This window comes from Microbacterium sp. CGR2 (assembly GCF_003626735.1).
Taxonomy (GTDB): domain Bacteria; phylum Actinomycetota; class Actinomycetes; order Actinomycetales; family Microbacteriaceae; genus Microbacterium.
Map to the genome: position 1 here is coordinate 804,914 of NZ_RBHX01000001.1, position 11,822 is coordinate 816,735.

General features: G+C 67.6%; 12 protein-coding genes. 5 read left to right on the top strand and 7 right to left on the bottom strand.

The features are described from left to right. Positions 1-46: 46 nt before the first annotated feature. Together D7252_RS04130 and D7252_RS04135 are read right to left on the bottom strand one after the other, a co-directional pair. On the bottom strand, positions 47-1,546 hold the full coding sequence (locus D7252_RS04130; protein WP_120774239.1) for an arylsulfatase: 1,500 nt from the start codon (positions 1,544-1,546) through the stop codon (positions 47-49). Between the two features lie 84 nt (positions 1,547-1,630). Continuing rightward, a complete protein-coding gene (locus D7252_RS04135) occupies positions 1,631-2,524 on the bottom strand; it encodes a formylglycine-generating enzyme family protein (protein ID WP_120776787.1) in 894 nt (297 codons plus the stop codon). 116 nt (positions 2,525-2,640) lie between these two features. On the opposite strand from D7252_RS04135, the gene D7252_RS04140 reads away from it, so the two are divergent. Beyond that, the gene (locus D7252_RS04140) at positions 2,641-3,939 is read left to right on the top strand and encodes a sodium:proton antiporter (protein WP_120774240.1); all 1,299 of its coding nucleotides are present in this window, start codon (positions 2,641-2,643) and stop codon (positions 3,937-3,939) included. 31 nt (positions 3,940-3,970) lie between these two features. Here D7252_RS04140 and D7252_RS04145 read toward each other — a convergent pair whose 3' ends face one another. After that, on the bottom strand, positions 3,971-5,137 hold the full coding sequence (locus D7252_RS04145) for a MalY/PatB family protein (protein ID WP_120774241.1): 1,167 nt from the start codon (positions 5,135-5,137) through the stop codon (positions 3,971-3,973). Between the two features lie 55 nt (positions 5,138-5,192). Then, the gene (locus D7252_RS04150; RefSeq protein ID WP_120774242.1) at positions 5,193-6,032 is read right to left on the bottom strand and encodes a sugar nucleotide-binding protein; all 840 of its coding nucleotides are present in this window, start codon (positions 6,030-6,032) and stop codon (positions 5,193-5,195) included. Positions 6,033-6,122: 90 nt separating this feature from the next. On the opposite strand from D7252_RS04150, the gene D7252_RS04155 reads away from it, so the two are divergent. Both D7252_RS04155 and D7252_RS04160 read left to right on the top strand, forming a co-directional pair. Next, positions 6,123-7,493, top strand: a complete 1,371-nt coding sequence (locus D7252_RS04155; protein WP_120774243.1) for an APC family permease — start codon at positions 6,123-6,125, stop codon at positions 7,491-7,493. After that, complete coding sequence (locus D7252_RS04160) at positions 7,480-7,698, top strand: multidrug transporter (protein ID WP_120774244.1); 219 nt, start codon at positions 7,480-7,482, stop codon at positions 7,696-7,698. The genes D7252_RS04155 and D7252_RS04160 overlap by 14 nt, the downstream gene beginning before the upstream one ends. Before the next feature lie 2 nt (positions 7,699-7,700). On the opposite strand, the gene D7252_RS04165 is transcribed toward D7252_RS04160, so the two are convergent. The 3 genes from D7252_RS04165 to D7252_RS04175 form a co-directional block, all read right to left on the bottom strand. Next, the gene (locus D7252_RS04165) at positions 7,701-8,273 is read right to left on the bottom strand and encodes a cysteine hydrolase family protein (RefSeq protein ID WP_120776788.1); all 573 of its coding nucleotides are present in this window, start codon (positions 8,271-8,273) and stop codon (positions 7,701-7,703) included. A 78-nt stretch (positions 8,274-8,351) separates the two neighbouring features. After that, on the bottom strand, positions 8,352-9,368 hold the full coding sequence (gene corA / locus D7252_RS04170; RefSeq protein ID WP_120774245.1) for a magnesium/cobalt transporter CorA: 1,017 nt from the start codon (positions 9,366-9,368) through the stop codon (positions 8,352-8,354). Between the two features lie 37 nt (positions 9,369-9,405). Then, entirely contained in the window at positions 9,406-10,689 is a 1,284-nt protein-coding gene (locus D7252_RS04175; protein WP_120774246.1) for a serine hydrolase, read from the bottom strand. Between the two features lie 92 nt (positions 10,690-10,781). Here D7252_RS04175 and D7252_RS04180 point away from each other — a divergent pair, with 92 nt between their 5' ends. Together D7252_RS04180 and D7252_RS04185 are read left to right on the top strand one after the other, a co-directional pair. Beyond that, positions 10,782-11,096, top strand: coding sequence for a DUF2470 domain-containing protein (locus D7252_RS04180; protein ID WP_120774247.1), 315 nt, complete (start codon positions 10,782-10,784; stop codon positions 11,094-11,096). Between the two features lie 66 nt (positions 11,097-11,162). Continuing rightward, positions 11,163-11,810, top strand: coding sequence for a heme oxygenase (biliverdin-producing) (locus D7252_RS04185; protein WP_120774248.1), 648 nt, complete (start codon positions 11,163-11,165; stop codon positions 11,808-11,810). Positions 11,811-11,822: the final 12 nt, after the last annotated feature.

Sequence of the window (11,822 nt, forward strand, 5' to 3'; positions counted from 1 at the left end):
CCCGAATCTGCATTCTGGATCCAGAATCGTGAGCCGTTGCGTCCGGTCAGGAACTCCCGATCGTCGACTTCAGCTTCGCCATGACCTGGTTGATCGTGAACGACGCAGACTCCTGACGTGCCGGGAACTCGACGAGCGTCTGCAGGATCTTCCCGACGTACGCCTGCGCCGGCACGAACAGGAACACGTGCTCCAGCACCCAGTCCCAGTAGGTGTTCGACGTGATGTCGGCTCGCTCGAACGGATCGGTGCGCAGATTGAACAGCTTCGGGAACCGCAACTCGATGTACGGCTCCTGCCAGACCTGAAGTGTGCCGGCAGCGCGCTGCTCGAGGAACACGACCTTCCAGTTCTCGAAGCGCATCGCCGTGAGGTCGCCGTCGTCGGAGACGTAGAAGAAGTGCCGGCGAGGGCTGTGCTCCACGGCACCGGTGATGTAGTCGAGCTGATTGTGGCCGTCGAGATGCACCTTGTACTCGGTGCCGTGCAGCTCGGTGCCCGACTTCAGCCGGTCGGCGATGTCCGCGTCGCCGACCGCCGCCAGCAACGTCACGAACCAGTCGTTATGGCTCACGATGCCGTTGAGCGTCGTCTTCTCCGGGATACGCCCAGGCCAGCGCACCATCGCGGGAACGCGGTACGCACCCTCCCAGTTGGAGTTCTTCTCGTTGCGGAACGGCGTCATGCCGGCATCCGGCCAACTGTTCATGTGCGGGCCGTTGTCGGTCGAGTACATGACGATCGTGTTCTCGGCCAACCCCAACTCGTCGAGCAGGTCGAGCAGGCTGCCCACCACGTCATCGTGGTCGAGCATCGTGTCGTGGTACTCGGACTGCCAGCGCCCGGCTCTGCCTTTGCTCTCTTCCTTCGTGTGGGTGCGGAAGTGCATGTGCGTCGAGTTGAACCAGACGAAGAACGGGGTGTCGTCGTCGGCCTGCTGGCGGATGAAGTCCGACGCCGCGTCGCGGAACTCCTCGTCGACCGTCTTCATCCGCTCCTTCGTCAGCGGCCCGGTGTCTTCGATTCGCTGAGTGCCGTCCTCGTTCGCCCACGAGTGGATCACACCGCGAGGCCGGAACTTCTCGCTGAAGCCGGGGAACTCCTCGTCGGTCGGATAGTCGGGGTGCTCCGGCTCCTCCTCGGCGTTGAGGTGGTACAGGTTGCCGAAGAACTCGTCGAAGCCGTGTGCGGTCGGAAGATGCTCATCCCGGTCGCCCAGGTGGTTCTTGCCGAACTGGCCGGTGGCGTAGCCGTGGTGCTTGAGCGCGTCGGCGATCGTGGGGTCCTCGGGCTGCAGGCCCAGCCCCGCACCCGGCATTCCGACCTTGGTCAACCCCGTGCGGTAGGGGTTCTGCCCGGTGATGAAGGCCGCGCGCCCGGCCGTGCAGCTCTGCTCGCCGTAGTAGTCGGTGAACTTCACGCCCTCGTCGGCGATGCGGTCGATGTTCGGCGTCCGGTACCCCATGAGACCGTCGGTATAGGTGCTCAGATTCGAGATGCCGATGTCATCGCCCCAGATGATCAGGATGTTGGGCTTGTCAGCCATGAAGACTCCTTCGTTCACCGATGAGATCGGGCGGACGCCCGCGGTCGAAGCCAAGCACGACGAGGATCAGAAGCCCAGGGGCCCTCACTCGGAACGGGTGAGGCGGAACCCGATGTGCGACATACCGGTGTCCTCAGCCTGCGGCGAGCGCGCGGCCGGACGGAAACGCAGGCAGTAGTCCGGCGAGCAGAGGTGCGACCCGCCTTTGAGGACGCGCCTCGGGATGTCGGGGAATCCCTCCTGGGCACTGGCCGCCGCGAGGAGATTCGCCCGCTTCCCGGCATCCACGGGCTTGTCCGACAAACGGATGTGCCGCGGTGTGTAGAAGTCGGTCGTCCACTCCCACACGTTGGCGATCATGTCGTGGAGTCCGTAGCCGTTCGGCGGGTACGAACCGACGGCGGCCGTGCCGCCCACGCCCTGATTGTCGTACGGGAAGCGCCCCAGCCATGAGTTGGCCTGAGCCACGCCCTCCGGATACGCCTCATCACCCCAGGCGAAAGCGGCGCTCTCCCGTCCTCCGCGTGCGGCGTACTCGAATTCGGCTTCGGTCGGAAGCCGCATGCCCGCCCAGTCGGCGTAGGCCACGGCATCCTCGAAGGCGATGTGCACGACCGGATGCTGCAACCGGTCGTCGATCGACGATTCCGGGCCGAACGGGCGGCGCCAGGACGCCCCCGGCTGCCAGCGCCACCAGTTGCGCCAGTTGCGCAGATCCGTGGGTCCTGCCGTCGGGGTGAACACCATCGACCCGGGGACGAGGTCGGCGGGGTCGGCCCCGGGATACGCGGAGACGTCGAGAGGGCGTTCGGCGACCGTCACGTACCCGGTCACGTCGACGAACTCGGCGTACTGCGCGTTCGTCACCGGATGACGGTCGATGAAGAACTCCGCGACCTCCCGCTCATGGACCGGCCGTTCATCCGGATAGAAGTCCTCGGAACCCATCAGGAACGTACCGCCGGGGATCCGGACCATGTCGCGCTTCTTCGTCACGATTTTCAGCGTAGTCCGGCGCCCACGAGAAGGTACTCCGGCATCAGCTGTTCCCGCAACCCGCATCAATTCCGCGACGGCGCGAGTACGTTCTAGGAATGACCCTCGACCCGGTAGGGCTGCTGTATCTCGCCGCCAGCATCGCCACGCTGGTCGCGGCACTTCTTCCGCGCCTGCTGCGGCGGGCGCCGATCTCCATGCCCATCGTCTTCGTGGCCGCCGGCGTCGGTGCCTTCGCGCTGTTCCCGGACCTGCCGGATCCGGACCCGCTCGAGCATCCGGAGTTCGCACTGCATCTCACCGAGCTGTGCGTCATCGTGTCGTTGATGGGCGCGGGGCTGGCGATCAATCGCCGGTTCCAGTGGCGCACCTGGTCGACCACGTGGAGGCTCCTGGCGATAACCATGCCCCTGTCGATCGTGGCCGTCGCCTTCCTCGGATGGTGGGGCCTGGGGCTCGGGGTCGCCGGGTCGGTCCTTCTCGCGGCGGCCCTCGCCCCCACCGACCCGGTACTCGCGAGCGAAGTGCAGGTCAGCGAACCTCTCACCGGGGATGACGACAACGACGACGACGAGGCCCGCTTCGCCATCACCTCCGAGGCCGGCCTCAACGACGGCCTCGCGTTCCCCTTCACCTACGCGGCGATCGCCATCAGCCTCGTCGGCTTCGCACCCGGCGGGTGGCTCGGCGAATGGATCCTGGTCGACGTGCTCTGGCGGCTCGCGGTCGGCACGGCCGTCGGATTCGGCGCCGGATGGCTGCTCCGACGCCTGTTCTTCTCGGAGTTGTCGCAGCGGGCCGGCTTCGCCGATCGCGCCGACGGCTTCATCGCGCTCGGTGCCACGTTCCTCGCCTACGGGGCCGCCGAGGTCGTGGAAGGGTACGGCTTCATCGCCGTCTTCGTCTGCGCCTGCACGATCCGGGCCGGCGAGCAATCGCACGGCCTTCATTCGGTGCTGCACACCTTCGTCGAACAGGTCGAACGGCTGCTGACCGTTGTCGTGCTCGTCCTCCTGGGCGGGGCAGTCGCCCGCGGGCTGCTCGACTCACTCACGCTCGCCGACTATCTCTTCGCCGCCGTCGTGCTCCTCGTCATCCGCCCGTTGGCGGGATGGATCGGTCTGACCCCGGGCAAGACCGGCCCCCGAGAGCGCGCCGTGATCTCGTTCTTCGGAGTACGCGGGGTGGGCTCGCTCTTCTACATCGCCTACGCGCTGCAGAACGGCGACTTCGCCGGAGGGGATCGCCTGTGGGCCGTCGTATCCCTCGTGATCCTCGGATCCGTCCTCATCCACGGAGTCGCGGCGACCCCGACGATGGCCGCGCTCGACCGCGCACGGCACCGACGCGCGGCTCGCCGCGGCCATCCGGACGAAGAGATCGACACCCCGGTGTGACGGATGCCGCGTCGAGGCCGTGGCGTGCCGGTCAGCGCCGTGCCAGGGCCTCCGCCATCCGGTCCACGGCCTGCTCGATGATGGGTCGCGGGGTGGCGAAGACGAACCGCATGAAGCCCACGCCCGCCACCCCCGTGGCCGAGCCGTCGGTCAGAGCGACGCCGGCATTCTCGCGGAAGAAGTCCGCGGGCTGCGTGCTGAGATCGAGGGCACGGGCATCCAACCACCCGATATAGGTGCCCTCAGGCGCCCGGTAGGCGATCTCGGGGATGCGTGCAGCGAGGGCCTCGCCGAGGAAGCGGCGGTTGCCGTCGAGGTACTCCACGACATCGGCGAGCCAGGTGCGGTCGTCGCGATAGGCGGCAGTGTTCGCGATGACGCCGAGGTTGCTGGCGCCGTGCGACGCCATCATCCCGATGCGCTCCCAGATCTCGCGGTCCCCGTCATTGGTGATGATGATCTGCGCCGTCTTCAACCCGGGCAGATTCCAGGCCTTCGACGCGGAGGTCGCGGTGACGGTGTGGGCGGCCGCGGCATCCGAGATCGACGCGTACGGGATGTGTGCACCGGGGGCGTAGACGAGCGGCGCGTGGATCTCGTCGGAGAAGACCCGGCCACCGTGACGCGCGACCACTTCGCTGACGGCGAGCAGCTCTGCACGATCGAACACTCGCCCGACCGGATTGAACGGGTTGCAGAGGATCAGCAGGGTCGCGCCCGCACGGAACGCGGCGTCGATGCCCTCCAGGTCGAGCGTGTAGCGGCCGTCCGTCACGGTCATGGGCACCTGGATGACTTCGCGCCCGGCCGCCGGCGGCACCGACAGGAACGGCATGTAGGCCGGCGTGGGAACGATGACCGGAGCGCCCGGCGTCGAGAAGTGCGCCATCGCGAGCTCGAGGGCGTGGATGACGTCGGCGATCGGATGGACGTCGGATGCCGGAACGGTCCAGCCGTACACGTCGCGGAGCCAGTCGGCCGTGGCCTGCGACATCTCGTCAGAGACCGCCGTGGGCAGGTAGCCGAACAGTCCCTGGTCGACGGCGGAGTGCAGCGCGCGGGAGATGCCCGGGGCGACACCGAAGTCCATCTCGGCCACGAACGCCCCCACGGTGTCGGGGAACATCGACCATTTGAGTCCGCCGATCCGGCGAAGATGGTCGACCTCGATGGAGTCGAACGGTGAGGCGAGTGTCATGGGAGCTCCTGTCCTGGGTGCGGCGGGGCGCGCTCCTTCCATCTTCGCCCGGATTTCAGCCCCGCGGCTCTCCCGAGATCATCTCCGCATAGCCCTCGACATAGGTCGGGTACCGGAGGGTCCCCAGCAGAGCGACCAGCAGCGATCCATCGTGCACCAGGCCTCTCGCCTGGGCGGACGGGTCGTCGGGCGGCGCGTCCACGCCGAGTTCCCGCGCGATGTGGTCGACCACTTCGCCGAGGGGAACGGGGACCTGATCGACGGCGTGCACGAGCGCGGGTGGCTCCGGCATCCGAAGAAGCAGATCCAGAGCGCGCACGAGATCGACTTCGTGGATGCGGTTCGTGCGCCGACGGTGGTTGACCGTCGCGTGCTCCCGCACCTGGCGCAGCAGGAATCCTCGGCCGGGTCCGTAGATGCCGGCCGGCCGCACGATGATCGCTGAGAACAGCTCGATGGCGGCCTGCTCCCCGTCGCGGAGCCCTCGTGACCGGTCTGACGCCGGCACGGGTTCGTTCTGCTCGGTGACCGGATGCTCCGACGCCGATCCCTCGAACACCCCCGTCGAAGAGACGAACACGGTGCGCGCGGGAACGGCCGGCAGCGCCTCGGCCAGATGAGTCAGCGCGATGCGGTAGCTGTCGACACCGCCGCCCGGCGGGAGGGTCACGACCATGGCGTCGACCGCGGGCAGCGCCTCGGGCAGCGGCGCCGCCAGATCCGCCCGGATGCCGACCACGCCGTCCGGCAGCACACCGTCGCTGCGGCGGAGCGCGAAGACCTCGCCGCCGTCCGCGCGGAGGCGGCGAGCGAGGCGCGCACCGAGTTTGCCGAACCCGACGAGCAGGGTGCGCGCGGGCGGAGCGGCGTCGCCCACGGAAGCTGTGGTGTTCATCGTCACAATCTCTCACACCCGGGCTTCCGAGATCGCTGCTACCGTGTCAACCCCTCGCCGGTTTCTGCGCGCGCCCGATAGGTTTCCAGGATGACCACCGAGACCGCGCCCGACGGGCAGGCCCCCACACGCTTGCGACGGGCCATCACCGGCCCCCTCCTGTTCGCCTTCATCCTGGGAGACGTCCTGGGCGCCGGCATCTACGCGCTCATGGGCGTCCTCTCCGGAAAAGTCGGCGGGATGCTGTGGGCGCCGATGCTGCTCGCCCTCTTGCTCGCGCTCCTCACCGCCGGCTCCTACGCCGAGTTGGTGACCAAGTATCCGCGGGCGGGTGGATCGGCGGTCTTCGCCGAGCGGGCTTTCCGCAATCCACTGGTGTCGTTCCTCGTGGGCTTCAGCATGCTGGCGGCGGGCGTCACCAGCGCGGCGGGTCTGGCCATCGCCTTCGCGGGCGACTACTTCAGCACCTTCATCGACCTCCCGACCATCCCGGTCGCCATCGCCTTCCTCGCCGTGGTCGGGCTCCTCAATGCCCGCGGCATCCGCGAATCCATGGGCGCGAACCTCGTGATGACCGCGATCGAGTTGAGCGGTCTGGTGATCGTGATCGCGGTCGTGGCGATCTTCGTCGGCGGTGGTGGCGGTGACGTGTCACGCGTCACGCAGACACCTGAGGGCACCAGCGTCGGAATCGCCGTGCTCTCCGGCGCGGTGATCGCGTACTACTCCTTCGTCGGTTTCGAGACCTCGGCGAACATGATCGAAGAGGTGAAGAACCCGCGTCGCACGTACCCCCGCGCCCTCTTCGCGGCCCTGTTCACGGCGGGCGCCGTCTACGTGCTCGTGGGCCTGGCGAGCTCCGTCGCCCTCCCGGCATCCGAACTGCAGGAGTCCAGCGGCCCCCTGCTCGCCGTGGTGGAGGCGACCGGTGTGAGCGTGCCTTCCTGGCTGTTCAGCCTGATCGCTCTGATCGCGGTGGCGAACGGCGCGCTGCTGACGATGATCATGGTCAGCCGCCTGACCTACGGGATGGCCGAGCAGAACCTGCTGCCGCCGGTGCTGGGCCGCGTGCTCCCCAACCGCAAGACGCCGTGGGTCGCCATCCTCACCACGACCCTGGTGGCCATGGGCCTCACCCTCGTCGGCGACCTGGCGACACTCGCCGAGACGGTCGTGCTGCTGCTGCTGTTCGTGTTCCTGAGCGTGAACATCTCGGTGCTGGTGCTCCGTCGCGACAAGGTCGAACAGGATCACTTCCGGGTCTGGACGTTCGTACCGGTCCTCGGCGTGGCATCCTGCATCCTGCTGCTCACCCAGCAGCGCCCCGTCGTCTGGCTGTTCGGCGCGATCCTCCTCGCTGTGGGAGTCGCGCTGTACTTCCTGGCACGCTGGGGACGCACCCGCGCGGAGAACCGCACCCCGCACACCGACGGCACGAAGGAGAACCATGAGCACGCCTGATCACACCCCCGACGACGAGATGACGAGCGAAGAGAAGCGTCACGACCAGCTGACGTCCGCCCCGGATGCCACCGAAGCAGATGCTGCCCCGCGCATCGAGGTCAGTGAGCACGACGGCAACACGCGCATCGACATCGCGCCGGATGCTCCGGTGCGCCCCGGGCCCGGACCGGGTGTGGAGATCGACGAGGACGAGTCGCGCTGACGCTACGACGAGGACGACGTAAAGCGCTGCGCCGTCGTGATCGCGGCGAACCCACGGGCGGAGAGGATGCTCTCGGTGCGGCGCATGATGTCCTGACCGGACACGGCCACGAGCGAGCCGCTTTCCGCAATGGACGAGGTTGTCGTGGCATCCGTCACGAACTCCACGTCGAAGCCGAGGTCATTGGCGACGCGGGCGGTCGTCTCGCAGCACTGTTCGGTGCGGATGCCGCAGACGACCAGGCGCCGGATGCCGGCTGCGCGCAGTCGCTCCTCCAGGTCGGTGGAGGTGAACGCGTTGATGGACGTCTTCGTCACGGCGAGTTCGGAGTCCAGAGGGCCGAGTTCGGCGATCACGCGGACGAACCCTCGGTCAGGATCGAAGACGCCTCCGCTGCCGGGCTCGGAGTGAGTGATCCAGATGACTCGGTCCCCGCGGGTTCGCGCATGCTCGACCAGCAGCGCGATGCTGTCCAGTACTGACGGATTGGCGGTGGCCGCCCACTCCTCGGGACGCTGACGGAAGGACTCCTGCGCATCGATGACGAGCAGGGCGGTGTCGGTGGAGCGGTTCATCCGCTCAGCGTCCCGCCGGATGCCCGCCATCACAAGGCGTTCTTCTGCCAACCTTCCGCGCACCTCGGCCGAATCAGCTCACAGCCAACCCTTGCGCTTGAAAACGGCGTAGAGGCCGACCCCCATGCCGACCATGAGGGCGACGGCCATCGGGTACCCGAGAGCCCAGTGCAGTTCGGGCATGTGGTCGAAGTTCATGCCGTACACGGTGCCGACGAGTGTCGGTGCGAACAAGATCGCCGCCCACCCGGAGATCTTCTTGACCTCGTCGTTCTGACGGATGCTCAGTTCCGTCATCCGCCGCATCTCCTCGTTCTGACGCCTGGCCACGATCGTCGACTCCACCGTGAGCGCGTTGTCGAGCACCGTTCGGAACGTCGTGGCGCGATCCGTGACGCGCAGCGTGTGGTCGAGGACGTCTCGCAGGTATCGCTGCAGTTCCTCGCTCACGCCGTACTTGTCGGCACCGCGGAGCAGGGCGTCCAGCATCCCGGAAAGCGGCTGCGTCGCGCGCTGGAAGTCGATGACCTCCCGCCCCAGGTCGTAGATGCGCTGCGTCGCATCGACGTCTTCCTCGAACAGCTCGCTCTCGATCTCGTCGATGTCGTTCTCGAGGCCGACGAGCACCGGGGCGTACTCGTCCACGACCTCATCGAGGATGGCGTAGAGCACCGCCTGGGGCCCGTGACCGAGCAGAGCAGGATCGCCCTCCAGCCGGCGGCGCACGCGGCCGAGGTCGGGCGACTCCGCATGCCGGATCGTCACGACGAAGTCGGGTCCGACCAGGATGTGCACCTCGCCGAACTCGACCTCCTCGATGTCATCGAGATAGCGTGCCGGACGCAGCACCATGAACAGCACGTCCCCATAGCGCTCGAGCTTGGCGCGCTGATGTCCGGAGAGCGCGTCTTCGACGACGAGAGCGTGGATGCCGAACTCGTCGGCGACCTCGCGGATCTCCTCTTCGCTCGGTCGGTAGAGCCCGATCCAGCTCATGCCTCCGCGCTCGCGCATACGCTCGAACGTCTCACTGAGGCTCTGCGGGTTCTCGGTCCGAGAACCGTTCACATAGATCGCGTTGTCGATGATCGCCATTGCAGACCCTTTCGATGTCGTCCGGGCTGCGCGCCGATCACCCCGCGGGCGGGGCGACGCAGGTGATCGCGGAGTCGGTGATCGCCTGGTGGTACTGCTCGGCCGTGAACGGCAGGCCGAACTCGGGTGCGGTCTGCCCCGATGCCGCCGGGGCTTTCGACGCGATCGCCGCGAGCTCCCAGGAGAGGTTCCTCGCGAGGTTCGAGCCGGCCGTCGAGTCGTTCAGTGTGACCGCGACGGTGAAGCCGGTCGCGGGATCCGCGTAAGCGGCCGTGATATAGCCGGGGGTCCAGCCGTGCTGACCCACCATCGATCCCACGAGGTAGCCGCCACCCGTGGCCTGGAACCACGATGCGGACTTCTTGCTCACCGGCAGCGGCGAACCGTAGCGGTCCGGCTCGTCCTGTGTGCGCAGCACCTGCGCGGCCTGAGCCTGCGCATAGCGGCCGAGGTCGGTGATGGTCGAGACCACTCCGGAGTCGGTGTAGCCGTTGCTCGACGACACCGTGGTGATGTCGCGGGGTGCCGCGCAGTTGAAGCCGCCTTCCGCGGTCGGCAGGTAATGCCCCTTCATCACCGGACCTGTCGAGGGCGGTGCAGCGACGGGGCTCGGCAACGAGGTGTCTTGCAACCCGAGGGGCTCGGCGACGTACTCCTGGATCAGTTCGGCAGCCGACATTCCGCTGGCGCGCTCCAGCGCGAGCCCGAGCAGAAGGTAGCCGGCGTCCGAATCACGGAAGGCGGTGTGAGGGGCGACCCGGTCGCGGCCCAGTCCGAAACTCGCCAACTCCAGCGGCGCCCAGACCCGCTCCGGCGTGTTGAACCACGCGCTCTTGGCGGTCGTTTCCGACGACGCGGCACCACTCGTTCCGTTGCAGAGATCGAGCAGAGTCACCTCTTGCATGTCGGCGACGCCCGACACATACTCGGGAACCTTCGCGTCCAACTCGACGGTTCCTTCGTCAGCGAGCGCGTAGAGCACGTCGCACGTCATCAGCCGGGTCACATCCGCGATGCGGAAGGACATGTCGGTGCTCAGCTCATCTCCGCCGTCGCGCTCCTGCGTGCCGGTCGCGGCAACCCAGCTTCCGCTCCACGGCACCCACACGCCCACGATCGCGCCCGATGCGCCCGATGCCGCGATGGCGTTGTCGACCGCCCCCTGCATCGCCGTGACGGTGGCTTCCGGAAGCGCGGCATCGACCTGGGCGGGCGGCGTGTACGTGAACGACTCGTCAGCGGAGCATCCGGTCAGGACGAGGCCGAGCATGGCCGCACTGGCGGCTGCGGCGCGCCACCGGCGCGACGAGAGAAGCTGCATGGAAAGAACCCCCGGAAGACGTGTCTCCCGAGTCTAGAACGCGGATGCTGAAAGATGGCCCTCCCCGACACGACGCGCCTTAGTGTGTGCATGTGCCGCATATCTTCGAAGCTCCCGTGGTCGCGGCGGTCCTGCGCCATATGAACGGGGACCACGCCGACGACAACGTCCTGATCGCCCGTGCCTTCGCGGCTCCCGACGACGAAGAGGCGACGTCCGCGAGGATGATCGGCTTCGACGGCGATGGCGGGGTGTGGGAGGTCTCTCGGGCCGCTGAGGTCTTCGAGCTGCGCGTGCCGTGGCCGGGCGGCCCGATCGACGATCGCCCCGCTGTGAGACGCGAGGTCGTCGCGATCTACGACGCCGCTTGTGCGCGCCTGGGCGTCGACGCGCGACCCCAGGACTGACTCATCTTCGGTCGGGTTCGCGCCACCCCCTTCCCCGCAAGGTTAGGTCACCCTTACACTGAAGCCATGCCCGCGATCCTCTCCTTCTCCTCGGCCCTGCGCGAGCGTTCCTCCGGATCGCACTCCCGCAGCGAGGGCGCCGGCTTCATGTCCGACCTCATGAAGGGCGACGGGTCTCGCGACGACTACATCTCTCTCGTCGCGCAGCACTACTTCATCTACGAGGCCTTGGAGGGCGCCGGAGAGCGCATGCGGCAGGATCCCGTGGCATCCGTCTTCCTCAGCGACAAGCTCACGCGTCTCCCGGCGCTCGAAGCCGATCTCGAATTCCTCCTCGGGCCGGACTGGCGGCAGCGGATCGCACCGTTGCCCACGACGCAGCGCTACGTCGAGCGCATCCGTCAGGTCGGGGCGACGTGGCCTGGCGGCTTCGTCGCGCACCATTACACCCGGTACCTCGGCGATCTCTCCGGCGGCATCTTCATCGGGCGCGTGATGTCGCGGCGCTTCGGCTTCGAGACCAACGGCATCGGCTTCTACCTGTTCGACGACATCGCCGACCCGGCCGCGTTCAAAGACGTCTACCGGGAACAGCTCGATCACGCCCCGTGGGACGACGACGAGCGCGAGCGCGTCATCGACGAGGTGCTTCTCGCCTACCGCTTCAACACCGAGCTCTTCGAAGACCTCGACCGTGCCCGCGCTGCGGCCTGAGCCGGACCGGCG